This window comes from Oceanimonas smirnovii ATCC BAA-899 (genome assembly GCF_000381965.1).
Classification (GTDB): Bacteria; Pseudomonadota; Gammaproteobacteria; order Enterobacterales; family Aeromonadaceae; genus Oceanimonas; species Oceanimonas smirnovii.
In genome coordinates, this window is sequence record NZ_KB908458.1 from 75,817 (window position 1) to 102,541 (window position 26,725).

A 26,725-nucleotide genomic window follows, 5' to 3' on the forward strand; every position below is an offset into this window, starting at 1 on the left:
TTGTAAACGGAATTACAAGGCAGCCAGCAGCTGCCACAAATCTGCCTGCACGGCGGCTGCGGTCACTTCCCGGCCGGCTCCCGGGCCCTGAATGACCATGGGGTTCTGCCGGTAGTGGCGGGTTTCAATGGCAAACACATTATCCCCGGGGCGCAGAGGCACAAAAGGATGATTGGCGGGTACCACTTCCAGTCCTACGCTGGCTGCTTGTGTTTCGGCATTAAAGCGGGCCACATGACGCAGTACTCCTCCCCGGTGCTGGGCCTCTGCCAGCCGCTCGGCCAGCAGGTCATCAAGCTGATGCAGGCACTCAAGGGCGCTTTCCTTGCTCAGCGCCGCCAGCTCATCAGGCACCAGGCTGGTGACGTTCACCTGAGAGGGATCCAGCTCAAAGCCTGCTTCCCGGGCCAGTATCACCAGCTTGCGCTTGACGTCCTGGCCATTGAGATCGTCTCTGGGATCCGGCTCGGTCAGGCCCTGCTGCCAGGCCTGCAGCAGCAGCTCGGAAAACGGCTGACTGCCGTCAAAATGCTGAAACAACCAGCTTAAGGTGCCGGAAAACACGCCGCTGATGGCACGAATCTGCTCGCCCGACTGGCGCAGCTGATGCAGGCTGCTTTGCACCGGCAGGCCGGCACCTACAGTGGCGTTGCTGAGAAACTTGACCCTGTGCTCGGTCAGCGCCTGTTTAAGGGTGGCATAAAAGCCCGAGTCGGCAGCGCCGGCCTGCTTGTTGGCCGCAATCAGGTGAATGCGTTGCTGCACCATGGCCGGATAATACTGCACCAGACTCTCTGATGCGGTGCAGTCCAGTGCCACCATGGTATCAAAGCCGTGCTCTTCCAGATCTTCCAGCCAGTCGGGCCATACCAGCGTCTGGGGCTGAAAGTTATTCAGCGCTGTGTCTGCTTCCACACCCTGGCTGGCCAGCATGGCCCCTTTGGTATCAAACACGCCGTAGAGGGTCAGGCGCAGGTTCAGCTCCTGCTCCAGCCGTGCCTTCTGCTCTTTGTAAAGCCGCAGCCAGGCCTTGCCGATATTGCCCCGGCCAAACAACAGCACTCCCACCCGGCGGGGCCGGCTGAACAGACTCTGGTGCAACCGCAGCAACAGAGGATCCAGGGCGGTTTTGCGCACCACACCCACCAGACTCAGGCCATTTTTAGCCGGCTGAATAAACTCCAGCGGTTGTTCGTTCAGGGCATGATAAAATTGCAGGCACTGCTCGGCCTGGCTGGTCACATTTTTGCCTACCAGCGCCACCAGCGAAAAGCCTTCACGCTGCTGCAGCCCTTCAAAGCCACCCGCCGGCTGATGATCCCGCAACACCAGAAAGGCCTGCTCCGCCTGTTCACGGGTATAGGCAATCTGCCACAGCTTGCGGTCAGGCCGGCGCTTGCAGGCCAGCGGTGCCAGACCACGCTTGCCCAGCCAGTCAGTGAGGGCATCCACCCGCTCCTGATAACGGTCGGAAATGGTCATTTCCACCAGCACGGTATCGTCCACTGCGGTCACAATGCGCGCACCCTGTTCCCGGCGCGGGCGGCGCTCGATGCGGGTGTGGCCGTCATCAGGGTGATAACTGCAGCGCAGCATCAGCTGCTGGCGGCTGGCCGCCACCGGACCGAGGGTGCGGCTGTGCAGCACAGGCGAGCCCAACCGGGCCAGCTCGGCAGCTTCTGCCAGCGCCAGCCGCTTAAGCAGATGAGCTTCGGGAATCCGTCGCGGATCGGCACTGAACACACCGGGCACATCACTCCAGATAGTGGTATGAGAGCTGTCGGCCAGCGCGCCCAGCAGAGTGGCGCTGAAGTCGGAGCCATTGCGCCCCAGCAACCGGGTGCGGCCCTCTTTATCGGCGGCAATAAAGCCCGTAACCACCTGCATTTGCTGCGGGTGCTCGGCCAGAATGTGTTCCAGCAGGCGGCGGGACTCGTCTTCTTCCACCTGCACCGGCGTACCCGATACCCGCAGAAAACGCCGGGCATCCAGACTGTGTGCAGTTACTCCCTGCTGCTGCAGCACTGTGGCCAGCAGGCGGGATGACCAGACCTCACCAAAGGCCTGAATATAGCCGCGCTGATAGTCATCCAGCCGGTCATGCTCAAGCACATAAGCAATGCTGACAATGTCTTCGCCAAGAGCCGCCAGCAAAGGGGCCGCCGCCTCGGCAGGCAGAGTGCTTGCTATCAGATGGCGCTGAAAGGCATGCAGGCCGGCCAGGGCTTCGGGCGCGGCGGTGTCACCGCTGGCAAACAGATTGAGCAGCTCAATCAGCCGGTTGGTGGTTTTACCCGGTGCCGAGACCACTATGAGGGCGTCAGGCTGCTGCAGCTGATGAATAATGCCGGCTACCCGGTGAAAACAGGCGGCATCGGCCAGGCTGCTGCCGCCAAACTTGTGTACCGGTCGGTGTGCGCCGGGCTCGGGCTCAAGAATAGTCATTTACTTGCTGAGTACCTTAAATGCGTTTTCCAGATCCTTGATCAGATCGCTGCTATCCTCAATACCCACCGACACCCGCAGCAGCTGCTGGCTGATGCCCGCCTCAATCAGAGCTTCCGGGGTCATGGCCGCGTGGGTCATGGTGGCAGGATGGTTGATCAGGCTTTCTACGCCGCCCAGCGACTCGGCCAGGGAGAACAGCTGCAGCTCATGCAGGAATGCCTTCATGCCGGCTTCGTCTGCATCCAGCTCAAAACTGAGCATGGCACCAAAGCCTTTTTGCTGGCGGGCGGCGGCTTCATGGCCCGGGTTGCCCGGCAGGCTGGGATGATACACCGCCTTCACTTTTGGCTGGCTTTGCAGAAATGCCACCAGCGCCTCGGCGTTCTCGCAGTGCTGACGCATACGCACTCCAAGGGTACGCAGGCCGCGCAGGGTCAGGTAGTTATCAAACGCTGAACCGGTCAGCCCCAGGCAGTTGGCCCACCAGCGCAGCTCTTCTGCCAGGCCGGCGTCGGCAGCCACCACGGCACCGCCAATGGCATCGGAGTGGCCGTTAATGTATTTGGTGGTGGAGTGCAGCACCAGATCGGCACCCAGCTTGAGCGGCTGCTGCAACGCCGGCGACAAAAAGGTGTTGTCTACCACTGTGAGGGCACCCACTTCTTTGGCGGCGGCACACAGCGCCTGAATATCCACTACCCGCAGCAAGGGGTTGGAAGGCGTTTCAATCCACAGCATACGAGGCTTGCGCGCCATTACTTCAGCCATGGCGGCGGCATCGGTCTGATCCACATAGGCCAGCTCAAACAGTCCCTTGGCGGCCAGAGAGTTGAACAACCGCTGACTGCCGCCGTAGCTGTCGTGGGGCACCACCAGCAGATCTCCGGGTTTAAGCTGTGAGGTAACAATCAGATTAATGGCCCCCAGACCGCTGGCAGTCACGGCAGCACCGCCCCCTTCCTCCAGATGGGTCAGGGCGTCGATCAGGGTCTGGCGGGTGGGGTTACCGGAGCGGGCATAATCAAACTGACGCTTTTCATTAAAATCGGAAAAGGTGAAGGTGCTGGTCAGATAAATGGGCGGCACTACGGCGCCATGCTGCGTGTCGCTCTCAAGGCCGGTACGAACGGCGTGAGTCTGAGTCTTGTAATTTGGCATGTCCTTCTCCTTTGCACACGGCAGCCTGAAACACAATTCTGAGGGAAGGCACAGTAACTCGAACAAAATAAGCCGTCAAGCCACCCAGACGTCTATAAGGCTTTGCTGTTGGATTGCCAACACAAAATGCAGGGGTTACAATTCGCCGGAAAATCATTTCCGAACGCAGGTGCATAATGAAAACTGAATGGAACGGCGACTACATCAGCCCTTACGCCGAGCACGGCAAGAAAAGCGAGCAGGTCAAGAAAATCACCGTCTCCATCCCGCTGAAGGTGCTGAAAGTGCTGACCGATGAGCGTACCCGCCGCCAGGTCAACAACCTGCGTCATGCCACCAACAGCGAGCTGCTGTGTGAGGCCTTTCTGCATGCCTACACAGGCCAGCCCCTGCCTCAGGACGACGACCTGCGTAAAGATGTACCCGATCAGATCCCTGCTCAGGCACGGGAAATCATGACCGCCCTGGGTCTGGAAATTGAAGACTTCGGGCAGGACGACTGAAACACAGCTGGAAGCGATTAGCTGGAAGCTGAAAGCCATTCTCAGCTGATTGAAGTTTCTGAATCGTGCCTGCTTGTTCATGTGTCATTTGCAGGCACGGCTCAAAACTCACCGGCACCACCACTTACAGCTGACAGCTTATGGCTGACAGCTTTCAGTTCGCTTCAGGCTTTAATATCTCCTGCCAGGGCAGGCTTTCATCCCCGAGGGTAATAAAGTTCGGGTTAATCATGCTGTCGCGCTGGTTATAACTGAGCTTTTCCAGCCCCAGGTCCAGAATACGGCCGCCGGCTTCTTCCACTATGCATTGCGTAGCCCCTGTGTCCCATTCACCGGTGGGGCCGATGCGCATATACAAATCGGCTTTTCCTTCCGCCACCAGACAGGATTTGAGCGAACTGGAGCCCAGTGGCACCAGCCGGTAATCCAGCTTATCGGTCAGGCGGGAGCGCACCCACTCCACATTTTGCCGCCGGCTGATGGTAATACAAAGGCTGTTCACCTGTGTCCGGTAATGGCGGGCATGAATCTGGCGTATTTCGCCGCCGGCTTCTTTAAAGGCACCCTGCCCCCGTACCGCGTAATACATCACATCATGCACAGGCCCGAACACCACCCCCAGTACCGGCCTGCCGTGCTCAACCAGAGCGATCATGGTAGAAAAATCACCACTGCCGGCAATAAACTCCTGTGTGCCGTCCAGCGGATCCACCAGCCAGTAACGGGGCCAGGCATTGCGCTCTGCCAGCGGAATATCTCCGCCCTCTTCCGACAGCACCGGAATATCCGCCAGCTCCCGCAAGGCACGGTTCAGATAATCATGAGCCGCCAGATCGGCACTGGTTACCGGACTGTCGTCGTCTTTATTTTCAGCGATGTAACGGCCACTGTTATACATAGACAGAATTAATCTGCCGGATTCTCGGGCTGCCGCCTTTACACCCGGTAGCAGGGCACAGGTATCCATGCTTATTCCTCTTTGTTAAGCCAGTCCTGTAACAAAAACAGACCACAGATGCTGCGGGCTTCCGAAAAGTCAGGCCGGGCCATCAGCTCACCCAGCCGTTCCAGAGGCCAGGGAACGACTTCCAGCGGCTCCGGCTCATCACCTTCACGCTGCTCGGGATACAAGTCCCGGGCCAGCACAATATCCATACGGCTGCCAAAATAGCCGGGGGCAAGACTTACCTGCTTGAGTGGTATCAGGGTGCGGGCACCGTAGCCCACTTCTTCCATCAGCTCCCGGTTGCCGGCTTCCAGAGCCGTTTCTCCGGGGTCGATCAGCCCTTTGGGAAAACCCAGTTCATAACTGTGCGTCCCGGCAGAGTACTCCCGAATCAGTAAAATGGTGTTGTCATCCAGCATGGGCACCAGCATAACGGCACCGCGTCCGCCGCCGCGCATTCTTTCATAAATGCGCTCAACGCCGTTACTGAAACGAAGGTGCACAGATTCAACCCGAAAAAGGCGGCTTTCTGCCACCAGCTCGGTATGCAAAATGGTTGGCTTCTGTTTGTCGTCGGTCATGGCCGGCCCCGTTTAAAATCGCCCTTGTATGAGGTTATCGCAACTGACCGCCAACGTCTGCCGCAGATTGATCACAAAATGTGAATTGGTCCTGTCTTGTATGCCAAAGGGGGTCATCTGATATAATTACATATTCGATTTTGACCGGGGCAACCACCATGAACGCAAAAACGGATATCGTGCGGCTGGACAAGTGGCTGTGGGCCGCGCGCTTTTACAAAACCCGCAGTCTGGCCCGAGACATGATCGATGGCGGCAAGGTGCACTACAACGGCCAGCGCACCAAGCCCGGCAAACAGGTGGAAACCGGTGCCACCATCCGGCTGCGTCAGGGCCACGATGAACGGGAAGTGATCGTACAGGCGTTGTCAGACAAGCGCGGCAAGGCAGAGCTGGCCCAGCAGCTGTACCGTGAAACCGAAGCCAGCCTGGCGCAACGAGAGCATAATGCCAGGGCACGCAAGCTCAACAGTCAGTTTGCCCCAAGCCCGGAGCGCAGGCCCGACAAAAAAGAAAGACGCACCCTGCTCAAAATCAAGCAGGGCCACTGAGCCCAGACAGGATCTATTTTGATGAACAAACCCGACCAACTTCATCGTTATCTGTTCGACCATTATCAGGTGCGCGGCGAGCTGGTGCAGCTGCAGCAAAGTTTTCAGCAGGTGCTTTCCGGCCAGGCCTATCCGGTGCCGGTGCAGCGGCTGCTGGGCGAGCTGCTGACCGCGACCAGCCTGCTGACCGCCACGCTCAAGTTTGAAGGCCATATCACAGTGCAGCTGCAGGGTGACGGCCCGGTCAGCCTGGCGGTAATTAACGGTAACCATCACCAGCAAATGCGCGGTGTGGCCCGCTGGCAGGGCACAGTGCCCGACAGTGAGCGGCTGGCCGATCTGGTGGGCACCGGCTATATCGCCATTACCATTACCCCGGAAAACGGCGAACGTTATCAGGGCATAGTCGAGCTGAACGAAAACTCACTGGCCGCCAGCCTGGAGAACTACTTTGCTCAGTCGGAGCAGCTGGCCACCCGCATCTGGCTGTTTACCGGCCTGCAGGGCGATCATCAGGCCGCTGCCGGCATGCTGCTGCAGTCGCTGCCCAGCGAAGCGGAAGGACAACAGCAGGATTTTGAACATCTGGAGGCACTGACCGGCACGGTAAAGGCAGAAGAGCTGCTGCAGCTGGACGCACAGGAAGTACTGTACCGGCTCTATCATCAGGAGGCAGTGCGCGTATTTGATCCGCAGCCGGTCAGTTTTCAGTGCACCTGCTCAAAAGAAAAGTGCGAGCAGGCCCTGCTGCAGGTAGGCCAGCAGGAAGCCATGGAGCTGATTGAAGAAAAAGGCAAAATTGAAATGCACTGCGACTATTGCGGCCATCATTATCAGTTTGATGGCAGCGATGTGCAGACGCTGTTCAGCCAGACACTGCACTGAACAAAATAGCATCGAATTATTCGGGCCGGCCATTGCCGGCCCGTGTTTATTTTTTAACGTTTGCCTTACGCTCTCTGCTCAAGTTACGCTATTTACTCATTAATAAACAAAATAATGGCACAGTAAATTAACATAAACTCAGCATAATAAACTTAAATTTCACTTACATCCTCTTAATTCGTGTCGCAAAATTATAAATTTTGAACCAGATCCCCTATTTGACACTGAATTCTTGATAAACTCGCATTTCAAAAAATTCAAAATAACCAAGTAACCCCTCTGTACCAAATCCAGGAGTGAACAATGACGCCCAAGGCGCAACAACTCGGCTTATCCCGCTACGGTATCAATGACGTTACCGATGTACTGTATAACCCTTCCTACGAGCAACTGTTTGCAGAAGAAACCCGTGCCGACCTGGAAGGCTATGAAAAAGGCGTGGAAACCAGCCTGGGTGCCGTGGCCGTAGATACCGGCATTTTTACCGGTCGCTCTCCCAAGGACAAATACATTGTTCGCGACGACGTCACCCGTGACACCGTATGGTGGGCTGATCAGGGCAAGAACGACAACAAACCCATGACGCAGGAAACCTGGGAGCAGCTCAAGGGGCTGGTGACTACTCAGCTGTCCGGCAAGCGCCTGTTTGTTGTTGATACTTTCTGTGGTGCCAACGCCGATACCCGCCTGGCCGTGCGTTTTATTACTGAAGTGGCCTGGCAGGCGCACTTTGTAAAAAACATGTTCATTCGCCCGAGTGACGCCGAGCTGGAAAACTTCGAGCCTGACTTTGTGGTCATGAACGGTGCCAAATGCACTAACCCCAACTGGAAAGAGCAGGGTCTTAACAGCGAGAACTTTGTTGCCTTTAACCTGACCGAACGCGTGCAGCTGATTGGCGGCACCTGGTACGGCGGCGAAATGAAAAAAGGCATGTTCTCCATGATGAACTACCTGCTGCCGCTGAAAGGCATTGCCTCCATGCACTGCTCTGCCAACGTGGGCAAAGACGGCGATGTGGCCATCTTCTTTGGTCTGTCCGGCACCGGTAAAACCACCCTGTCTACCGATCCCAACCGTCAGCTGATTGGCGACGATGAGCACGGCTGGGACGACGACGGTGTGTTCAACTTTGAAGGTGGCTGCTATGCCAAGACCATCAAGCTGAGCAAGGAAAACGAGCCGGAAATCTACGCCGCCATTCGCCGCGATGCGCTGCTGGAAAACGTGACTGTCCGTGAAGACGGCACCGTTGACTTTGACGATGGTTCCAAGACCGAAAACACTCGTGTCTCTTATCCCATTTACCACATCGACAATATCGTCAAGCCGGTATCCAAGGCGGGTCATGCCAAGAAAGTGATTTTCCTGACTGCCGACGCCTTTGGCGTACTGCCGCCGGTAGCCAAGCTGACCCGCAGCCAGGCTCAGTACCACTTCCTGTCGGGTTTCACCGCCAAACTGGCCGGTACCGAGCGTGGCATTACCGAGCCGACTCCTACTTTCTCCAGCTGTTTTGGTGCTGCCTTCCTGAGCCTGCATCCCACTCAGTATGCTGAAGTACTGGCCAAGCGTATGGACGCTGTCGGTGCTGAAGCCTATCTGGTGAATACCGGCTGGAACGGCACCGGCAAGCGGATTTCCATCAAGGCCACCCGCGCCATCATCAATGCCATTCTCGACGGCTCCATTGAAAACAGCGAGTTTGTTGAGCTGCCCTACTTCAATGTGGCTATTCCCACCAGCCTGGCCGGCGTGGAAGACGTGTCTATTCTGGATCCGCGCAACACCTATGCCGACCCGGCCGAATGGGACGCCAAGGCACAGGATCTGGCTCAGCGCTTTGTGAACAACTTCGAGAAGTTCACCGACACCGACGAAGGCAAAGCCCTGGTGGCCGCCGGCCCGCAGCTGTAAACCTGCGGCCACACAAGTAAGATAATAATGAGACCCCGGCACTTGCCGGGGTTTTTTATTACTGCAACGGCCTGTGCTGATTCCACTCCGCCAGCCATTCATCAATGGCTCCGGCCGGCATAGGATGAGAAATACCATAGCCCTGCACATAGTGGCAGCCCAGCTGCTGCAGCCGGGTGCCCAGCTCTGGGGCTTCCATCCCCTCGGCCACCACCAGCATTTGCAGTGCAGCAGCAAGCTGCACCACCCCTTCTACCATGCTGACATCGGTGGGATTGGTTAATAAGTCAGTAATAAAGCGTCTGTCTATCTTGATCACATCTACTGGTAAACGATTCAGGCTGACCAGTGACGCATGCTCGGCACCAAAATTATCAAGAGAAATCGTCAGCCCCAAACGCCGGCAATGGTTCAGCACCGCAGACAGCGCCGGCAGATCATTGCGCACCGCCCCCTCCTGAAACTCAAGCTCAAGTCGCTGCGGCGGCACAGCGGCATACAGGTTCAGCAGGTGCTCCAGATTGCTGCAGAAATCCGGATGCAGCAGCTGTCCGGCACTGGCATTAAAGCTGGCCTGATAATCGCGGCCGGCCTGCTGCCATAATGTCATTTGCTCTAACAAGTGACGGATCACCCACTGGCCCAGTTCAAACTCCAGATCACTATCAAGCACGGCCGGTAAAAACTCTGCCGGTGTCAGCAGCCCTCGCGCAGGATGCTGCCAGCGCAGCAGCGCTTCAAGCCCGGTCATGGTGCGGCTGAACAAATCGATTTTAGGCTGGTAGTGCAGCAAAAATTCATTATTTCTGAGCGCATGCAGCAACTCGGCATAAAGCCGGTGCCGTTGTTGATCTTCAAGGTGCAGCATTGGCTCAAAAAACACATAACGCCCCTTACCCTGCTTTTTTGCCTCATACATGGCCTTATCAGCATGGCCGAGCAAGTGTTCACTGTGACTGGCGTCTTCAGGATAAACCGCAATGCCAATGCTGGCAGACACCCGTACCTGATGGCCATGCAGATGAAAAGGTTCATTAACGGCGGATAACATTCGCTCAAGAATATCCGTACATTCCAGCGCATGGTGCAGGCCGGTGATCATCAGCGCAAATTCGTCTCCGCCAAGCCTGGCCACCGCATCACAGCTTCGCACCAGCAAGGTCATTCGCTCAGCCACTTCTACCAGTAACCTGTCGCCGGCAGCGTGACCCAGGGTGTCGTTTATCTGTTTGAATCCATCCAGATCCAGATAACACACGGCTACCATGGTGCTGTTACGCTGGGCCGCGGCCATGGCACGCTCAAGTAACTCACTGAACAACTGCCGGTTGGGAATGCGGGTCAACGAGTCGTAAAGCGCCTGCTGCCTCAGCTCCGCCTCATGCTGCTTGATATGACTGATATCAGTAAGCAAAAACACATGGTTTTGCACCACATCCTGTGCATCTTTAATCACAGACTTGGACAGTAACAGGTTGCGCTCGGTACCATCGCGATGACAAATCACACACTCGCCCTGCCAGTGAGCCGGATCCTGGGTGTTCCCGGGCGGGGCCGGCCTTTCTTCACACTGATGTTCGAACAGGGTTGAGACCCGGCCGGTGACCTGCTCCGCTGTATAACCGGTAATACGGGTAAAGGAAGGATTGACTTTAATTACCCGGTTATCGGCATCCGTCAGCATAATGCCATCGTAACTGGCTTCAAAAACACTGGCTGCCAGTTGCTGTTGTACTTCAAAAGCGCGCTGCTCGGTAATGTCGTGACCCACAGCTATCATGTCACCGTTGGGCAGCATAATGTTGGCCCAGAGTGTTGTCAGCCGCTGTCCCTGCCGGTTCAACGGATGCCATTCTCTGAACTCTGAGCCATGCACTTCCCTGAAGGTATGCCACAGCTGCTGCTGTTCTTTAGGATCAGGATAAAACAGACTAATGGGATCAGGGTGCTGCTCAAGCTCAGCAAAGCTCCAGCCAAAGACCCGTTCACACTCCTGATTCCACAAAATACAGCAGCCCTGAGTATTAAAGCCGTTGATCAAAATGGGCGCGTGCAGAAACAGCACTTTCAGCCGGTTAAGCAAACGTCCGGATGTCAGGTTCAGATCATGTTGTCTGATATCCAGTTCCTGCTCCCGCCATAGCAGAGCACCATGCTCAGCCAGCAGGGCAAGCTGGTTTCGTGCCTGTGTATTCAGCTCCGGCACCGGCTTATCAAACTCCAGCAGCAAGAGCCCGCACACCTGCTTGCGACTCAGAGGCACTGCCGAGTAAAGTCTGGTGATACTCTCGGGCAGCTGACTTGCACTCAGCGGGGTATAAAAAACCCCTTGTTGCCAGACTGCAAGGTAATGCTGATCCTGCCAGCCTCTGAAGCCATCACCCATCACATCCGCAACTGCACTTCCGCCGTGCAGAAAAAAGACAAAGCAGGCCCGGCTGGCCCCCGCACTGTCAGCCGCACTTTTACACAAGTGAAGCCAGATATCAGTGTTGTGCGCATCGGCTGCCTTGCCGAAGATAGCTTCCTTTTTATTCTGCGCTCGCATGTAATGGCTGTCCTGATCGTTTTCGGCATTAGCTAACGTTCAAGCATAGAGCATGTGCTCAGAATACGCGCGACTCAGGCCGCTGCCACAGCTCAGCAGCCACCTCAAAAAACCCTTTGGCGAGCAGGCTGGCCCGGCCATCACTGCCCATCACCAATGCGCCAAGCCGCGACATGGCAGGCAGCGCGAGAGGCCGGCATTGCACCCCGGGCAGCTCACTGAACAGCACGCTGCCCGCTGGCACCAAAGCGCAGCCCAGCCCTGCATGCACCCAGCGCATCAGCCGGTATACAGAATTGGAGGTCAGCACCGGCTGCAGCGGCACCCCTGCCTGCCCGAACCGGGTATCCAGATAATGGCGAAAGTACATACCGGTTTTGGGCAAGCACAACGGCAGCCCTGTCAGACTGCGGGGCGTGAGCTGGCTCGGCAGCCGTTCACCCCAGCCCGCGCCATAAGCCAGCACCACACCCTGCTCGGGCAGAGCCAGGCTACGAAAACGGCTCAGCACCTCGGGCTCAAAGAAACCACCGCCAATATCCAGGGTATTTTGCTCCAGACCGGCCAGTATGTCGTCGGCGGTCATATCATTCATTTCAAAGCTGACACCCTCATGCTGCTGCCGCATTCGCGCCAGCACCGGGCTCAAGTCCATGCAGCTCAGCGGCACCAGCCCCAGACGCACCGTGCCCGTAAGCCGCCCCTTCATGGCGTCAACTTCCAGCCGCAGGTTCTGATACTGACCCAATAACACGCGCGCCCGGGCCAGTACCATCTCCCCTTCGGGCGTAAAACCTTCAAACTGTTTGCCACGGCGCACCAGTGCCACACCCAGATCCTGCTCCAGCTGGCGCAACCGCATCGACAGGGTTGGCTGAGTGACACAGCAGGCCTGAGCGGCCCGGCCAAAGTGCCGGTGCTCCGCCAGCGCACATAAATAATGCAATTGTTTAATGTCCATCAGACCGCGCCTTTCATCACAATTTAAAATTGAAAAGTCTATCTGTAATCAATTTTTTCTATTGCAGTATCAAGCCTTTCAATTAGAAAGACAAAAGCCCGCTCCCTACACTGAGAACATATTCGTTATTCGGACAGCCGTGATGAGTAAAAAGATCAAACCTTATCAGGGAGCAGCCGGTGGCTGGGGTGCCCTGGCTTCCACTACCCGCTTTGTACTGGGCAGTAAAAAGCCCGCTGCCAACATTCGCAACCTGCTGCGGGCTAATCAGGTGAAGGGCTTTGACTGCCCGGGCTGCGCCTGGGGGGATGAGCAGGGCAAGCATTTTTCCTTTTGTGAAAACGGGGCCAAGGCCATCAGCTGGGAGGCCACCCGCCACCAAGTCACGCCGGCATTTTTTCGGCAGCACCCGGTAAGCCAGTTGCGCCAGCAAAGTGACTATTTTCTGGAGTATCAGGGCCGCATTGAGCAGCCCATGTATCTGAACCGGGAAACCGACCACTATGAACCCATTTCCTGGCACGACGCCTTTGCCCTGATCAGCCAACACCTGAACCGGCTGGAACACCCGGATCAGCTGGAGCTGTACACTTCCGGCCGCGCCAGCAACGAAGCCGCCTATCTCTATCAGCTGTTTGGCCGCAGTGTTGGCACCAATAACTTTCCCGACTGCTCCAACCTGTGCCACGAAGCCAGCGGTGTGGCGCTGAGCCGCGCCATTGGCGTGGGCAAGGGCACTGTCACCCTGCAGGACTTTGACCGGGCCGATGCCATTTTTGTGTTTGGTCAGAATCCGGGCACCAATCATCCGCGCATGCTGCACAGCCTGCGCAATGCGTCCCGCCGGGGAGCCGCCATTGTCAGTGTGAACAACCTGAAAGAACGGGGTCTGGAGCGCTTTGCCGATCCGCAAAGCCCGGCAGAAATGCTCACCACTAAAGATTCGACCATCTCCAGCCTGTATCTGTGCCCGCGTCTGGGCGGCGACATGGCACTGGTGCGGGGCATGGTGAAGCTGTTGCTGGAGTGGGATGCCGAGGCGACAAGGCGTAATGAGCCCGGCCTGCTGGATCGGGCATTTATTGCCGAGCACACGCAAGGCCTGGAAGACTACATCGCCATCGTGGCCGCCACCCCCTGGCAACAAATAGAGCAGCAATCGGGGCTGAGTCGAAATGAGATAGAGCAGGCAGCCAAAGTGTACGCCAGCGCCGGGCGGGTGATCTGCACCTGGGCCATGGGCATTACTCAGCACAAGCACTCGGTGGCCACTATTCGCGAAATCACCAATCTGCAGCTGCTGCGGGGCCAGCTTGGCAAACCCGGTGCCGGCCTGTGTCCGGTGCGTGGCCACAGCAATGTGCAGGGCAACCGCACCGTGGGCATTAATGAACAGCCTGCCAGTGAGTTTATTGACAGGCTTGAAGCCCACTTCAAGACGCCCATGCCCCGCCAGCCCGGCCATAATGCCGTGGCCGCCATTCAGGCCATGCTGGACGGTAAATCAAAAGTGTTTATTGCTCTGGGCGGTAATATTGCCGCCGCTGCGCCCGACACTCATGTGACCGCCGAGGCGCTGGCCAATTGTGATCTTACCGTGCAGATCAGCACCAAGCTCAACCGCAGTCATTTAATGGCGGGCCGTGAGGCGCTGATTTTACCCTGCCTGGGCCGCACCGAGGCGGATGTGCAGGCCGGAGGGCCGCAGTTTATTACCGTGGAAGACTCCTTCAGTATGGTGCATGCCTCACAGGGGGTGGGCAAACCCAACAGCCCGCACCAGCGCTCGGAAACCGCCATTATCGCCGGCATGGCTCAGGCAACCCTTGGCGATAAGCCGGTTAACTGGCTGGACCTGGCCGACGACTATAACCGCATTCGCGAGCATATTGCCGCTACTCTTCCCGGCTTTGAGAATGTTAATGAACGGCTGCAGCAGCCCGGCGGCTTTTATCTGGGCAACAGCGCCGCCGACTACCACTGGCAAACTGCCAGCGGCAAGGCCAACTTCTCGGCAGAGGCGCTGCCCGAGCAGCTGCTGCCCGCCAGCGCTGAGGGCGAGCCGGTATCTGTGCTGCAGACCCTGCGCTCCCACGATCAGTACAACACCACCATCTATGGCATGAATGACCGCTATCGTGGCGTGTATGGCCAGCGCATGGTGCTGTTTATGCACACGGACGAAATGCGCCGGCGTGGCCTGCACGAAGGGGATGAGGTGGAAATCATCTCCCTCTGGCACGACGGGGCCGAGCGCAGAGTGGGCGGCTTTAAAGTGGTGGCCTATGATATTCCCGATGGCAACGTCGCTGCCTATTATCCGGAGACCAACCCTTTGGTGCCCCTGCACAGCACCGGTGACGACAGCCACACTCCCACTTCTAAGTCCATCGCAGTATTGATCCGTCGCCAGACCAGCCAGCGAATTGTCTGAGCACAAGAAACACCAAAGCCAGCCCCGAGTGGCTGGCTTTTTGTGCCCTTTACGAACTTGTGGTTCGTTTCTCTGCGCTGTTGCCCTTCTGTTTAAAGTGCCGCGCTTGTGGTGCGCCCCGAACTGATAATCCGGCTTGCGACAGGGTCCGGTGATGCCGGCCTGCTGTTCCCGTTAAGGTGTAAACATAGTAACCCCAAGCCGTGAGTGAGTGGTTGCGAAGTCACCCTTTAAAATCATCCTTTTCGCAATCATTCACCCCATATACACTATTAATTGAATAGTTGTTGTTATGGAGTGTGAATGTGAGCAAACTGATACAACTGGATCGCACCGACAGGCGCATTCTCGACCTGATGCAACGCCATGGTCGCATCAGCAATCTGGAGCTGGCCGAGCGGGTTGGATTATCGCCTTCGCCCTGCTCACGCCGGGTAAAGGCGCTGGAAGACGCTGGCCTGATTGCCGATCATGTCACCCTGCTCAACGCCGCCAAACTGGGGCTGACCCTGCAGGCCTATATTCATATCTCCCTCGACCGGCACACGCCGGAGCGTTTTGAGGCCTTTGATGCGGCCGTGCTGGGCTTTCCTGAAGTGCTGGAATGTGACCTGATCACCGGTACAGAAGCCGACTATCAGCTCAAGGTAATAGTGCGCGATATGGAGCATTATCAGCAGTTTTTGCTGGGCAAGCTGACCCGGCTGGAAGGAGTGACCGGCGTACGCTCCAGCTTTGTGCTCAGGCGCATCAAGCACGATACAGCGCTGCCGCTGGATCATCTGGCTTGAAGTCGGGGACTAGGGAATGGTGTAAAACAATTGCAGGCAACGAGTATGCATACAAAGAGGTTAAAGGGGGCTATTTCGCGACCGATCAAATGCCAGGGATGGCATTTGCCGAGCGACACAGGGAAGTGCTTGAAGTGTGTCGAGAAATAGCACCCTTTGGCCGACTTATTGCGGCATATCAGACAACTTGAAGCTTACTGCCAGTCGAGGATTACCTTGCCGGACTGGCCGGAGCGCATAATGTCAAAGCCCTGCTGGAAATCATCCACCTTGAAATGGTGAGTGATGATGGGGCTGAGATCCAGGCCGGACTGGATTAAGCTGGCCATTTTGTACCAGGTTTCAAACATCTCGCGGCCATAAATGCCCTTGAGCACCAGACCTTTAAAAATAACCTGAGTCCAGTCAATGGCCATATCAGACGGCGGTATACCCAGCATGGCCACCTTGCCGCCATGATTCATCTTGTCCAGCATATCCTGAAACGCCACCGGCACACCGGACATTTCCAGGCCCACATCAAAGCCTTCGGTCATGCCCAGCTCGGTCATCACATCACTCAGCTTTTCGGTGGCCACGTTCACCGCCCGGGTTACTCCCATCTTGCGGGCCAGCTCAAGGCGATATTCGTTTACATCGGTGATCACCACATGGCGGGCACCCACATGGCGGGCTACGGCAGCGGCCATAATACCAATGGGGCCGGCACCGGTGATCAGCACATCTTCACCCACCAGATCGAACGACAGCGCTGTGTGCACCGCATTACCAAAGGGGTCGAAAATGGCGGCCAGATCGTCAGACACTTCATCGGGCAGTTTGAAGGCATTGAAAGCCGGAATAACCAGATATTCCGCAAAGGCACCGTCACGGTTTACACCCACGCCCGAAGTATTACGGCACAGGTGCGTGCGACCGGCACGGCAGTTGCGGCAATGGCCGCAGGTAATGTGCCCCTCGCCTGATACTCTGTCGCCAATAGCAAAGCCACGCACTTCCTGGCCAATGGCCACCACTTCGCCCACATATTCGTGGCCGGTAACCATGGGCACCGGAATGGTATTTTGTGACCATTCATCCCAGTTGTAGATATGAATATCGGTGCCGCAGATGGCGGTTTTACGAATTTTGATCAGCAGATCGTTATGACCCAGCTCGGGCTCGGGTACATCGGTCATCCAGATGCCGGGCTCGGCCTTCAGTTTTGCCAGTGCTTTCATGCTTTTTCTCCTCAAATCACGCCCAGTTCACGGCCAACGTCGGTAAAGGCCGCAATGGCCTTGTCCAGCTGCTCGCGGGTGTGGGCCGCCGACATCTGGGTGCGAATACGGGCCTGGCCTTTGGGCACCACCGGAAAGGAAAAGCCAATAACGTAAATACCTTTTTCCAGCAGCTTGTCGGCCATTTGTGAAGCCAGCGCCGCATCGCCCAGCATTACCGGAATAATGGCGTGATCCTTGCCGGCCAGGGTAAAGCCGGCAGCGGTCATTTGCTCTCTGAAATAAGCGCTGTTTTCTCTCACTTTTTGCCGCAGATCGTCACCGTTTTTCAGCATCTCCAGCACCTTGATGGAGGCCGCTACAATCGCCGGTGCCACCGAGTTGGAAAACAGATAAGGCCGTGAACGCTGGCGCAGCCAGTCGATCACTTCCTTTTTGCCCGAGGTATAGCCGCCTGAGGCACCACCCAATGCCTTGCCAAGAGTACCGGTAATAATATCGACGCGGTCCATCACTCCACAGAACTCATGAGTGCCCCGGCCCTGTTCACCCACAAAACCCACAGCGTGGGAGTCGTCCACCATCACCAGCGCATTATATTTGTCGGCCAGATCGCAAATGGCGCTCAGGTTGGCAATCACGCCGTCCATGGAGAAAACACCATCAGTGGCAATCAGCTTGAAGCGGGCACCATCGGCCTCGGCCTGTTGCAGGCAGCTTTCCAGCTCGGCCATGTTGTTGTTGGCGTAGCGATAGCGTTTGGCCTTGCACAGACGCACACCGTCGATAATGGAAGCGTGGTTAAGCGCATCGGAAATAATGGCGTCTTCCGGGCCAAGAAGAGTTTCAAACAGGCCAGCGTTGGCATCAAAGCAGGAGGTATAAAGAATGGTGTCTTCCATACCGAGAAAAGACGACAACTCGCTTTCCAGCTGTTTGTGCAGATCCTGAGTGCCGCAGATAAAACGTACCGACGCCATGCCAAAACCATGGCTGTTCAGCCCCTGCTGTGCGGCTTGAACCAGGGCAGAATGGTTAGCCAGACCCAGATAGTTGTTGGCACAGAAGTTGATAACCTCCTGCTCACCCACGTGAATGGCAGCACTCTGGGGTGAACTGATCACCCGCTCCTGCTTGTAGAGACCTTCTGCCTTGATGTTTTCCAGCTGCTCAGCTAAATAAGCATAAAATGCCGACGACATAACAAACTCCCGTTTTCCATGTGGCTATCTGGGTTTAACTCAGACCATTTTACTACCTCCGTGTAGCATACTCATAACTTATCCTGCTCAAAAGCACTATTTGTGAAAGGGATCACCGGAAGGAGGCACCAGAGGCACACTGATAACGCCTTTGCCGCCTCTGTGAGTGATAACTAAATAGTAACACAGGCCCACTGTTAGTTTTTCGCAGCTCAGGCGTGATAAACTTGCGGCAAAATTTCTTCGAATTGCCGGACACCCACTCCGGCCAGCAAGAGGCAAACAAGCATGATCATTGTAACTGGCGGTGCCGGCTTTATTGGCAGCAACCTGGTAAAAACCCTGAATGAGCAAGGCCGCACCGACGTGGTGGTGATCGACGACCTCACCGACGGCACCAAGTTCGTCAACCTGGTTGACCTGACCATTGCCGACTATCTCGACAAGGACGAGTTTCTGCACCGCATTGTGTCCGGCGACGAGTTCGAGGAATGGGGCGGTATTGAAGTGATCTTCCACGAGGGTGCCTGCTCCGCCACTACCGAGTGGGACGGCAAGTTCATGATGGAGAACAACTACGAGTACTCCAAGGATTTGCTGCACTACTGCCTGGAGCGGGAAATTCCGTTTATTTATGCCTCTTCCGCCGCCACCTACGGCGGCCGCAACGACAACTTCATTGAAGAGCCGCAATACGAGCAGCCGCTCAACGTGTACGGCTATTCCAAGCAGCTGTTCGATCAGTATGTGCGCCGCCTGATGCCCGAGATTAACTCTCAGGTAGTAGGCCTCAAATACTTCAACGTGTACGGCCCCCGTGAGCAGCACAAGGGCAGCATGTCGAGCGTGGCCTTTCACCTCAACACTCAGTTGCACAAGGGAGAAAACCCCAAGCTGTTTGAAGGCTGCGACGGCTTTGGCAACGGCGGCCAGATGCGCGACTTCATCTATGTGGGCGACGTATGCAAGGTCAACCTCTGGTTCTGGCAGAACCCGGACGTGTCCGGCATCTTCAACTGCGGCACCGGCCGCGCCGAACCCTTCCAAAACGTGGCCGAGGCGGTAATCAAACACCACGGCAAGGGTGAAATCGAATACATTCCCTTCCCCGACCATCTGAAAGGTCGTTACCAGAGCTTTACCGAAGCGGATCTCACCAGGCTGCGCGCCGCCGGCTACCCCCACGAGTTCAAAACCGTGGCCGAAGGCGTGGCCGAGTATATGAGCTGGTTGAATAAAAACTGAACGTCTTTTTTCGGAGTGAAACCTGAATAAAACCAACAGGTTTCACTCTAATATATGTTTTAGATTACTCTAATCAAGAAGCTATTTTATGAGCCAAAAAAAATTATTAGAACTGTGCTTATCCCCTGATTTGGGTGGTTTAGAAATATATATGCAAAAGTGTAGCGAAAATCTTGCTAAAAACTTTGATGTGACGGCAGTTGTCTCAGAAAAAAGTAGATTATCAGAGAGATTAAACTGCAAACGTATTAAAAAAATCCAATTAAGAAGAGGAAATAAATTCTCTTTAATAACCGCATATCAGCTTGCGAAAGTAATTGACAAAAATAAAATTGACATCATCCACTGCCATTGGACCAATGATCTACCGATTGCAGTATTAGCGAAAAAAATATCAAAAAGAAAGCCTAAATTGATACAAAGTCGTCATATGACCATGACGCGGTTCAAAAATGATCCCGCACACAGATTTATATACAAAAATATTAACTACATTATATGTGTAACTAATGCAGTGGAAAGACAGATAAAAAAGTTTATTCCATCAGATATTGTTCCAGAGACATCTGTACTCTATCCTGGCGCAGATATAGTGGAACCGATTACAAGATCAGAAAGAGCTATACTAAGAAATGATACACATGGAAACGAACAGTTTATTGTAGGGATTGTTGGTCGAATTACTCCTGACAAAGGACAATACTTACTAATTGAAGCCACCAAAAAATTAGTGGAAGAAGACATCCCTGTCAAGGCCATCATCGTTGGTCATGCTATGGCCGACAGCTACCTATTGGATTTAAAAGAAAAGACAAAATCTTTAGGTATAGAAAATAACGTATTATTTCATGACTTTACTAATTCTCCTGAAAAGTTTATGCAATCATGTGATGTTATGGTAACCGCATCTAAACAGGAAACTTTTGGACTTGTCACTGTTGAAGCCATGCAGTGTGGAGTAGCTGTTATAGCAGCCAACAGTGGTGGCACCCTTGAAATAATTGATGACAATCTTACAGGGCTACTTTTTAACAATGAAGACTCTGCCGATCTTGCATTAAAGATAAAAGAACTATATGTTGATGACGGCAAAAGAAAAAGACTATCTGATAACGGAAAAAGAAAAGCTCAAACAATGTTTGAAAATAAAAAACATTTCTTCGATCTCGGTGAGCTAATTAAAAAAATATAGGCTTAAATTATGTTTTTTAGTACATTAAGCTCCACATAGCTCCGGTATTTTTCTCCCCTTAGCTTTTCTACATCAAATGATTTTAAGATGGCTGACGCTCTCTTTTTATTATTAGAAGGAAGCTTTTTGACATGAGCGTCAATCCATATAATATTATTATCACAATCAACAAGTATATTATTATAATGTAAATCCCTATGTACATAACCAAGCTTAATTAGAATAGCAACCTCTTCACTAAACTTATCAAGAAATTTGAGCCTGGATGTCTCATTTAACTCATCAAACACCTCACCACCGACTCTGATATTCTTGAGGAATTCAACTAGCAATAAAGAACCATTTTTATTTAACGGATTGAATGACACACCAAAACCATAGCACTCAGGAGTTTTTAAACCTGCCTTTTTTATTATATTTAAGCTACGATACTCTTTAATTGCATCAGTCTGAAAAAAAATTCTTTTTTCAACAAAGTCATGAAAAAACCACTTCAATAAATTCGTTTTTATATTATATTTGTCAGGCTTTACTTTCCCTATCACTTTCTCATTTTCAGATATAAAAAAAGTACTACTCCCTAGCAGCTCAAAGTTTTCTGTTTTGCTATTAGAAATAAAATTTAGTGCACTATAATTCAAACTGGAAAACATTAAATACCTGAACTCGTCAAATATTTTGCAATAAGAAATATTACTCATGGTTATTTATAACTCTTCAAACTTTGGTAAAACCGCATCTTCAGAAAAATCTCTGTAATTATCAACATTAATCTCCAAAGGACTATCATCCATCTCTCTTATGGCTTCAGATAATGCTGACTCATCGTTTAAAGGAACAAGAAACTTTTTGAGATTGCCTTTTAATATCTCTCTTGGGCCACTAGGACAATCAACACTGATCACAGGTGTATGCAGAAAGAGCGCTTCAATTAATACTGTTGGCAAGCCTTCTTGATCAGATGTTAGTATCAATGATTTGGCTTTCTTAATAAATGGGTAAGGGTTTTCATGATAGCCTATCAATTTAACTCTATCATCAAGCCCTAATTTCTTTATCAGATTTTTTATGGACTTTTCCTCTTCAGGCTTACCTTTACCCAATATAACCAGCGGCGTTTTCACGCCGCTATTATGATAAGCACTTAGTAACCTATCATGCCGTTTTCTACGCTCAAACGTCCCTATAAAAATAAAGTACTCTTCAAAAGATAGATCGTACAGAGACTCTTTAGCTTTTTCTCTGATAAGACTCTGATTAAATGGATTATATATTACTGATACATCGTTCTCTTCTAAACCTGCACGTAAAACAAGAGCATCCTTTATACCCGATGATACGGCAATGACTTTACGCCCTAAGTAATGCTTTCTAATTTTTGATATTTCTTTTTTAACTTTCTTTTTATCAAGAGAGCTATCCAAGCTATTAGAGTGAACCCAAAAGTAGATATTATAGCCTGTCAGGTGCCGAGTTATCTTATCGCATGAACAAGAAATAACCACATCCGGACAGTACTTATCCAATTCCTTTTTTATAAAAAGGGCCTGTAGCTTTTCTATAAAAACATTAGAAAATGCTTTAGTCAGCTTATTAATAACACCTAAATTAACCACATTCAAATCAGGTGGTATATGATGCTCGACTCTCTCTCTGAGAGTAAAAACTTTTACATCATTCCCTCTTAACCTCAGCCCCTCAGCTGTATTTAACAATACCTTTTGAGCTCCACCTCCATAAAAATCTGATATTATGAAAGCAAAACGTTTAGAGCTCGTCATAGGGGACCTCAATTCAACCATGTAAAGTAAAATTAACTTTGTATTATGACATATGAAAACAAAACTGACAACAAAACGTTAATGTTATCAGTGTGTAGATATGTTAAAATACTTGCTTAGCATAGCTCAGTGAGATAGCCCACATGACCCGACATGTACTGTTTGTTACAGATCATATGAATGCTGGTGGAGCACCAGTTGTCATTCGTGACCTTGCACTAACTTTAGATGAGCAAGGCATAAAGGTAACCATTGTAATTCTAAGTGATGAAATTTTATCTCACAGACTTCCGGATAGCATTCAAATACACCATGTTTTATTTAAGCACTCAACATGGTGGCAACGACACCATCGATATAATTTGCACGCAAAAGCTCTTGATAACTGGCTTGAAAAAAATAGTATGCTGTCTCCAGATCTTACTGTTGCTCATCTGCACTACTCACACCAGGTTGTAAGCAGAAGTAAAATAAAAAAAGATGCATGGTATTGCATTCACTCAAACCCCTCACTATCATTCCTTGGAAATAAAAAAGGGCTATCAAAGCATATTAAAAAGAATAAAGTAAAAGATCTATACTCCAATAAAAATATTATAGGAGTATCATCTGGAGTAAAATTATCACTAATTAAAAAATTTGGTGTTAATGGTGATAATATCATCCATATACACAACCCTGTTGACATTGAAAAAATAAGAACACTAAGCAATGAAACTATAAGCGACACTCCGGAAAAGTACTTTCTTTTTGTTGGTAGACTTGAGCAGCGCTCAAAGCGTTTTGACAGGTTACTCCAGGCTTACTCCGACAGTCAGATAAAAACACCTTTAGTTATCATTGGAGAAGGTGATGCAAAACAGCTTATAACTGAACACTCAAAGCGACTCAATATAGCAGAAAGAGTGTTCTTGTTAGGTGCTCGTAACAACCCTTATCCTTACATGAAAAACGCCCAGGCACTCATACTAAGCTCTGATTATGAGGGATTCCCTTTGGTGATTGTTGAAGCACTTGCATGTCAAACACCAGTTATAAGTACAAACTGCCCAACCGGGCCCGAAGAAATATTAACAGGCTCTCTTAGTCATTACCTGGTACCGCTGGATAAACCTGACCTGTTTGCGAAAAAACTCCGTGAAGTAAATGACTTAAGACCCTACATTGCAGATGATGTTGTCAGTCACTTGGATAGAAAGCATGTTACTGCTCGCTATCTTGAGTTGATGCACACTGATAATTAGTGCATAAAAGTACATCGTGAAGAAATAATTCAAAAAACTACAAATTGTTGATAAAAATGAAAATTCTGGTTATTGGCCCATCCTGGGTCGGAGACATGGTGATGTCCCAAAGTCTTTACATCACCCTGAAAAAACAGCATCCCGGGGCCGAGCTGCATGTGATGGCACCGGCCTGGTGCTGCGCCCTGCTGGAACGTATGCCTGAGGTCGACAAGGCCATCGTTATGCCTCTGGGGCACGGCGACTTTAAACTGGCTGAGCGCTTTCGACTTGGCCGAGCGCTTGCCAAAGAAGGCTACGACTGGGCCATTATTCAGCCTAATTCGCTCAAGTCGGCGCTGATCCCGCTGTTTGCCGGCATCAAAAAGCGCACCGGCTGGAAGGGCGAGTCCCGCTACGGCCTGCTCAATGATCTGCGCAGCAATAAACGGAACTTTCCGCTGATGGTGGAGCGTTATAATGCTCTGGCCTATCCCAAAGCTCAAATGAACAGCCATCAGGATATCCCTGAGCTGCCCTGGCCGGCTTTTAGCGTAGATGAACGTAATCAGCAAGCGGCACTCAACGAGCTGGATCTGGGCATCGACAGACCAATACTCAGCCTGTGCCCCGGTGCCGAATTTGGTCCTGCCAAGCGCTGGCCGGAACAATATTATGCTGAAGTAGCCAAACAGCAGATTGCGCAGGGCCGGCAAGTGTGGATTTTTGGTTCAGCCAAAGATGTGCCGGTGGCAGAAGCCATCAAACACAGCCTGCCGCCCGAGCTTCAGCAGCATTGTCATGTACTGGCCGGTAAAACCTCACTGCATCAGGCCATCGATTTAATGGCGCTGAGTACTGCCGTGGTGTCCAATGACTCGGGCCTGATGCATATCGCAGCCGCCCTGCAGCGACCACTGGTAGGCGTGTATGGCTCTACTTCTCCCCAATACACGCCGCCACTGGCAGAAAAAGTAGCGGTAGTGCATACGGATATTGAATGCCGGCCCTGTTTTAAACGGGAATGCCCGCTGGGTCATTTAAAATGCCTGAAAGAGCTGCCACCCCAGCGGGTAATTGATGCCCTTGCCAAGCTTAAAGACGATTAATCATGCTTTATCGCCTGCTCTACAACCTGCTTATTCACCTGTTCAGCCCGCTGCTGCTGGCGTTGCTGTACTGGCCGAAGAAAGGCAAGCCAGGCTTTGGCCGGCGCTGGCCGGAACATCTGGGGCTGGTAGCACCGGCCAGCTGCCACCGGCCGGTATGGCTGCATGCGGTCAGTGTGGGTGAAATGGTCGCGGCTACGCCGCTTATTCGGCAACTTAAGGCTGAACACCCGGAATTGCCAATACTGGTGACCACTACCACTCGCACCGGTGCCGATCAGGCAGCAAAGCTGGGTGATCTCATCGAACACCGCTATGCGCCGCTGGATTTCCCCTGGGCGGCGGCGTTGTTTTTACGGCGAATAAAGCCCAGAGCACTGCTGATTATGGAAACCGAGCTTTGGCCCAACTGGCTGACCGCCTGCGGCAGACACAAACTGCCGGTCATGGTGCTCAATGCACGGCTTTCTGAGAGATCTGCTGCAAGATACCGGCGTTTTCATGGTATTTTCCGGCTTTTGTCGAAAAACATCACTCACATTGCCTGCCAGTACCAGGCCGATGCCGATCGCTTTGCCGGACTGGGCATGCCGCAAAACAGGCTCAGCACCACCGGCTCCATCAAGTTTGATATCAGCTACGACGATAATGTGCGGGAACAGGGCAAAATGCTGCGGGCACAGCTGGGAGCACAGCGTCCGGTATGGATTGCCGCTTCCACCCATGAAGGAGAAGACGAGCAGCTGCTGAGTGCTCATCAAGCATTACTGCAGTCTCATCCTGATGCTCTGTTGATACTGGTGCCCCGCCATCCGCAGCGCTTTGAAAAGGTGGCTGCGCTGGTGCAACAGCAGGGTTTCAGGCTGCATCGCCGCACTCAGAAAATGCCGGAAACAAACCCTCAAGTCTATCTGGGCGATACCATGGGCGAATTGCCAATGATGCTGGCCGCCGCCGATATCGCTTTTGTGGGCGGCAGCTTAATCGAGCGCGGTGGTCATAATTTGCTGGAGCCGGCAGCGCTGGGCAAGCCGGTGCTGACCGGCCCTTCTACCTTTAACTTCAGTGATATTACCCGCGAGCTGTTACAGGCAAAGGGCGTCAGTATCGTGAGCGACAGCCAGGAGCTGGCAAATGCACTGGCTCAGTTGTTTGAGCATGAACCACAATGCAGTAGCATGGGTAACGCAGCCCTGAAGGTGGTCAAAGCCAATCAGGGTGCGCTGACGCGCACTCTGTCTGTTATCCGCGCTCAGATACCCTTGTAATACCCCTTCAGCAGGGCTTTCCAGTCCTGCTCGTCCCAATGAAACTCCTGGTGCAGGCCCTGCTCTTTACGGAATGAACGCAGCAGCCGCTCCATATTTTCTTTGGCCCAGCTGCCGGGCTGGCGGAAATGGCATTTGTCAAAATCAATCAGCCAGCTTTTGTCATTATCATCCAGCAGTATGTTATGGCTGTTAAGATCCGCATGATACAAGCCGGCATTGTGAAAGCGCCGGATGGTATAACCAATGCCCTGCCACTGCTCTGTACTGAGTTCCCGCTCTTTAAGAATGGCAACCAAGTCCTGCGCCCCTTCAATGCGGGTAAGAATAATATCGGCACGGTAAACAAAGTTAGAGCGGATCATGCGTGCAGCACAGGGCTGCGGCACCGGCAGCCCTTTGCGATGCAATTTGGCCAGCACGGTAAATTCCGCCATGGCCCGGCTTTTGGACTCGGCCACATGCAGAAAGGTATCTTCCATTACCCGGCCAATCATGCCGCCGCGATAGTAATGGCGCAGCACCTTTTGGCCCACTTCATCTTCCACAAACCAGGTGGTGTTGCGCCCTACCGACTTGCCACGAATGGCGTTTTGTTCACGCCAGTAGTCAATTTCAAAGAAATCACGATGAAAATCACCAAAACATTCCGGATCGTACCAGATAATTTCGGAGCCATGCTCAATGCGTTCCATTACCATCCCCCAGCGAAAAGCTGAATTTTACATGGCTGAAAAGGCTTTGCATAATGCTCGGTCCGGA

The 26,725-nt window shown here is 52.9% G+C and carries 22 protein-coding genes; 11 read left to right on the forward strand and 11 right to left on the reverse strand.

Annotated elements, in window-relative coordinates:
* Window positions 1–12: 12 nt before the first annotated feature.
* Window positions 13–2,445, reverse strand: a complete 2,433-nt coding sequence (metL, locus tag G364_RS0107245; RefSeq protein WP_019934479.1) for a bifunctional aspartate kinase/homoserine dehydrogenase II — start codon at window positions 2,443–2,445, stop codon at window positions 13–15.
* Window positions 2,446–3,606: a cystathionine gamma-synthase gene (gene metB, locus G364_RS0107250; RefSeq protein ID WP_019934480.1), complete on the reverse strand. Its 1,161-nt coding sequence runs from the start codon at window positions 3,604–3,606 to the stop codon at window positions 2,446–2,448.
* A 176-nt stretch (window positions 3,607–3,782) separates the two neighbouring features.
* On the opposite strand from metB, the gene metJ reads away from it, so the two are divergent.
* Window positions 3,783–4,109, forward strand: coding sequence for a met regulon transcriptional regulator MetJ (gene metJ, locus G364_RS0107255; RefSeq protein ID WP_019934481.1), 327 nt, complete (start codon window positions 3,783–3,785; stop codon window positions 4,107–4,109).
* 154 nt (window positions 4,110–4,263) lie between these two features.
* Here the strand turns inward: metJ and cysQ are convergent, their stop codons facing one another.
* Together cysQ and nudE are read right to left on the reverse strand one after the other, a co-directional pair.
* Window positions 4,264–5,076: a 3'(2'),5'-bisphosphate nucleotidase CysQ gene (gene cysQ, locus G364_RS0107260; RefSeq protein ID WP_019934482.1), complete on the reverse strand. Its 813-nt coding sequence runs from the start codon at window positions 5,074–5,076 to the stop codon at window positions 4,264–4,266.
* A gap of 2 nt (window positions 5,077–5,078) precedes the next feature.
* The gene (gene nudE / locus G364_RS0107265; protein ID WP_019934483.1) at window positions 5,079–5,636 is read right to left on the reverse strand and encodes an ADP compounds hydrolase NudE; all 558 of its coding nucleotides are present in this window, start codon (window positions 5,634–5,636) and stop codon (window positions 5,079–5,081) included.
* Between the two features lie 158 nt (window positions 5,637–5,794).
* Between nudE and hslR the strand changes: the two genes are divergently transcribed.
* The 3 genes from hslR (at window position 5,795) to pckA (ending at window position 8,989) form a co-directional block, all read left to right on the forward strand.
* Entirely contained in the window at window positions 5,795–6,187 is a 393-nt protein-coding gene (hslR, locus tag G364_RS0107270; RefSeq protein ID WP_019934484.1) for a ribosome-associated heat shock protein Hsp15, read from the forward strand.
* Between the two features lie 21 nt (window positions 6,188–6,208).
* Entirely contained in the window at window positions 6,209–7,072 is an 864-nt protein-coding gene (gene hslO / locus G364_RS0107275) for an Hsp33 family molecular chaperone HslO (protein ID WP_019934485.1), read from the forward strand.
* A gap of 303 nt (window positions 7,073–7,375) precedes the next feature.
* Window positions 7,376–8,989: a phosphoenolpyruvate carboxykinase (ATP) gene (gene pckA / locus G364_RS0107280; RefSeq protein ID WP_019934486.1), complete on the forward strand. Its 1,614-nt coding sequence runs from the start codon at window positions 7,376–7,378 to the stop codon at window positions 8,987–8,989.
* Between the two features lie 58 nt (window positions 8,990–9,047).
* Here the strand turns inward: pckA and G364_RS0107285 are convergent, their stop codons facing one another.
* Window positions 9,048–11,537, reverse strand: a complete 2,490-nt coding sequence (locus G364_RS0107285) for a putative bifunctional diguanylate cyclase/phosphodiesterase (RefSeq protein ID WP_019934487.1) — start codon at window positions 11,535–11,537, stop codon at window positions 9,048–9,050.
* Between the two features lie 58 nt (window positions 11,538–11,595).
* Window positions 11,596–12,498, reverse strand: coding sequence for a LysR family transcriptional regulator (locus G364_RS0107290; protein ID WP_019934488.1), 903 nt, complete (start codon window positions 12,496–12,498; stop codon window positions 11,596–11,598).
* Between the two features lie 142 nt (window positions 12,499–12,640).
* Between G364_RS0107290 and G364_RS0107295 the strand changes: the two genes are divergently transcribed.
* Both G364_RS0107295 and G364_RS0107300 read left to right on the forward strand, forming a co-directional pair.
* Window positions 12,641–14,932: an FdhF/YdeP family oxidoreductase gene (locus G364_RS0107295; protein WP_019934489.1), complete on the forward strand. Its 2,292-nt coding sequence runs from the start codon at window positions 12,641–12,643 to the stop codon at window positions 14,930–14,932.
* A gap of 314 nt (window positions 14,933–15,246) precedes the next feature.
* The gene (locus G364_RS0107300) at window positions 15,247–15,723 is read left to right on the forward strand and encodes an Lrp/AsnC family transcriptional regulator (protein WP_026344760.1); all 477 of its coding nucleotides are present in this window, start codon (window positions 15,247–15,249) and stop codon (window positions 15,721–15,723) included.
* Window positions 15,724–15,917: 194 nt separating this feature from the next.
* On the opposite strand, the gene tdh is transcribed toward G364_RS0107300, so the two are convergent.
* Both tdh and G364_RS0107310 read right to left on the reverse strand, forming a co-directional pair.
* Window positions 15,918–16,943 (reverse strand): L-threonine 3-dehydrogenase, encoded by a 1,026-nt coding sequence (gene tdh, locus G364_RS0107305; protein ID WP_019934491.1) that lies wholly within the window; start codon window positions 16,941–16,943, stop codon window positions 15,918–15,920.
* Window positions 16,944–16,954: 11 nt separating this feature from the next.
* The gene (locus tag G364_RS0107310) at window positions 16,955–18,145 is read right to left on the reverse strand and encodes a glycine C-acetyltransferase (RefSeq protein ID WP_019934492.1); all 1,191 of its coding nucleotides are present in this window, start codon (window positions 18,143–18,145) and stop codon (window positions 16,955–16,957) included.
* A 288-nt stretch (window positions 18,146–18,433) separates the two neighbouring features.
* Between G364_RS0107310 and rfaD the strand changes: the two genes are divergently transcribed.
* Together rfaD and G364_RS0107320 are read left to right on the forward strand one after the other, a co-directional pair.
* A complete protein-coding gene (gene rfaD, locus G364_RS0107315; RefSeq protein ID WP_019934493.1) occupies window positions 18,434–19,390 on the forward strand; it encodes an ADP-glyceromanno-heptose 6-epimerase in 957 nt (318 codons plus the stop codon).
* An 88-nt stretch (window positions 19,391–19,478) separates the two neighbouring features.
* Window positions 19,479–20,582 (forward strand): glycosyltransferase family 4 protein, encoded by a 1,104-nt coding sequence (locus tag G364_RS0107320; RefSeq protein WP_019934494.1) that lies wholly within the window; start codon window positions 19,479–19,481, stop codon window positions 20,580–20,582.
* A 2-nt stretch (window positions 20,583–20,584) separates the two neighbouring features.
* Here G364_RS0107320 and G364_RS0107325 read toward each other — a convergent pair whose 3' ends face one another.
* Window positions 20,585–21,283, reverse strand: coding sequence for an RIO1 family regulatory kinase/ATPase domain-containing protein (locus tag G364_RS0107325; protein ID WP_156816471.1), 699 nt, complete (start codon window positions 21,281–21,283; stop codon window positions 20,585–20,587).
* Between the two features lie 6 nt (window positions 21,284–21,289).
* Entirely contained in the window at window positions 21,290–22,363 is a 1,074-nt protein-coding gene (locus G364_RS0107330) for a glycosyltransferase (protein WP_019934496.1), read from the reverse strand.
* A 143-nt stretch (window positions 22,364–22,506) separates the two neighbouring features.
* Here G364_RS0107330 and G364_RS17030 point away from each other — a divergent pair, with 143 nt between their 5' ends.
* From G364_RS17030 to waaA, 3 genes are read left to right on the forward strand one after another with little or no spacing between them, the layout of a single operon-like run.
* Window positions 22,507–23,607, forward strand: a complete 1,101-nt coding sequence (locus tag G364_RS17030) for a glycosyltransferase (protein ID WP_083928706.1) — start codon at window positions 22,507–22,509, stop codon at window positions 23,605–23,607.
* A 56-nt stretch (window positions 23,608–23,663) separates the two neighbouring features.
* Window positions 23,664–24,695, forward strand: coding sequence for a lipopolysaccharide heptosyltransferase II (gene waaF / locus G364_RS0107340; protein WP_026344761.1), 1,032 nt, complete (start codon window positions 23,664–23,666; stop codon window positions 24,693–24,695).
* Between the two features lie 2 nt (window positions 24,696–24,697).
* Window positions 24,698–25,963, forward strand: coding sequence for a lipid IV(A) 3-deoxy-D-manno-octulosonic acid transferase (waaA, locus tag G364_RS0107345; RefSeq protein WP_019934499.1), 1,266 nt, complete (start codon window positions 24,698–24,700; stop codon window positions 25,961–25,963).
* Here the strand turns inward: waaA and G364_RS0107350 are convergent.
* Window positions 25,948–26,658, reverse strand: a complete 711-nt coding sequence (locus tag G364_RS0107350; protein ID WP_019934500.1) for a 3-deoxy-D-manno-octulosonic acid kinase — start codon at window positions 26,656–26,658, stop codon at window positions 25,948–25,950. The two genes, waaA and G364_RS0107350, sit on opposite strands and share 16 nt — an antisense overlap.
* Between the last annotated feature and the right edge of the window lie 67 nt (window positions 26,659–26,725).

What these genes read in the sequence shown, in the direction of transcription:
- metL (WP_019934479.1), bottom strand. Translation starts at nt 2,445, where the DNA reads ATGACTATTCTTGAGCCCGAGCCCGGCGCACACCGACCGGTACACAAG.
- metB (WP_019934480.1), bottom strand. Translation starts at nt 3,606, where the DNA reads ATGCCAAATTACAAGACTCAGACTCACGCCGTTCGTACCGGCCTTGAG.
- metJ (WP_019934481.1), top strand. Translation starts at nt 3,783, where the DNA reads ATGAAAACTGAATGGAACGGCGACTACATCAGCCCTTACGCCGAGCAC.
- cysQ (WP_019934482.1), bottom strand. Translation starts at nt 5,076, where the DNA reads ATGGATACCTGTGCCCTGCTACCGGGTGTAAAGGCGGCAGCCCGAGAA.
- nudE (WP_019934483.1), bottom strand. Translation starts at nt 5,636, where the DNA reads ATGACCGACGACAAACAGAAGCCAACCATTTTGCATACCGAGCTGGTG.
- hslR (WP_019934484.1), top strand. Translation starts at nt 5,795, where the DNA reads ATGAACGCAAAAACGGATATCGTGCGGCTGGACAAGTGGCTGTGGGCC.
- hslO (WP_019934485.1), top strand. Translation starts at nt 6,209, where the DNA reads ATGAACAAACCCGACCAACTTCATCGTTATCTGTTCGACCATTATCAG.
- pckA (WP_019934486.1), top strand. Translation starts at nt 7,376, where the DNA reads ATGACGCCCAAGGCGCAACAACTCGGCTTATCCCGCTACGGTATCAAT.
- G364_RS0107285 (WP_019934487.1), bottom strand. Translation starts at nt 11,537, where the DNA reads ATGCGAGCGCAGAATAAAAAGGAAGCTATCTTCGGCAAGGCAGCCGAT.
- G364_RS0107290 (WP_019934488.1), bottom strand. Translation starts at nt 12,498, where the DNA reads ATGGACATTAAACAATTGCATTATTTATGTGCGCTGGCGGAGCACCGG.
- G364_RS0107295 (WP_019934489.1), top strand. Translation starts at nt 12,641, where the DNA reads ATGAGTAAAAAGATCAAACCTTATCAGGGAGCAGCCGGTGGCTGGGGT.
- tdh (WP_019934491.1), bottom strand. Translation starts at nt 16,943, where the DNA reads ATGAAAGCACTGGCAAAACTGAAGGCCGAGCCCGGCATCTGGATGACC.
- G364_RS0107310 (WP_019934492.1), bottom strand. Translation starts at nt 18,145, where the DNA reads ATGTCGTCGGCATTTTATGCTTATTTAGCTGAGCAGCTGGAAAACATC.
- rfaD (WP_019934493.1), top strand. Translation starts at nt 18,434, where the DNA reads ATGATCATTGTAACTGGCGGTGCCGGCTTTATTGGCAGCAACCTGGTA.
- G364_RS0107320 (WP_019934494.1), top strand. Translation starts at nt 19,479, where the DNA reads ATGAGCCAAAAAAAATTATTAGAACTGTGCTTATCCCCTGATTTGGGT.
- G364_RS0107325 (WP_156816471.1), bottom strand. Translation starts at nt 21,283, where the DNA reads ATGAGTAATATTTCTTATTGCAAAATATTTGACGAGTTCAGGTATTTA.
- G364_RS0107330 (WP_019934496.1), bottom strand. Translation starts at nt 22,363, where the DNA reads ATGACGAGCTCTAAACGTTTTGCTTTCATAATATCAGATTTTTATGGA.
- G364_RS17030 (WP_083928706.1), top strand. Translation starts at nt 22,507, where the DNA reads ATGACCCGACATGTACTGTTTGTTACAGATCATATGAATGCTGGTGGA.
- waaF (WP_026344761.1), top strand. Translation starts at nt 23,664, where the DNA reads ATGAAAATTCTGGTTATTGGCCCATCCTGGGTCGGAGACATGGTGATG.
- waaA (WP_019934499.1), top strand. Translation starts at nt 24,698, where the DNA reads ATGCTTTATCGCCTGCTCTACAACCTGCTTATTCACCTGTTCAGCCCG.
- G364_RS0107350 (WP_019934500.1), bottom strand. Translation starts at nt 26,658, where the DNA reads ATGGAACGCATTGAGCATGGCTCCGAAATTATCTGGTACGATCCGGAA.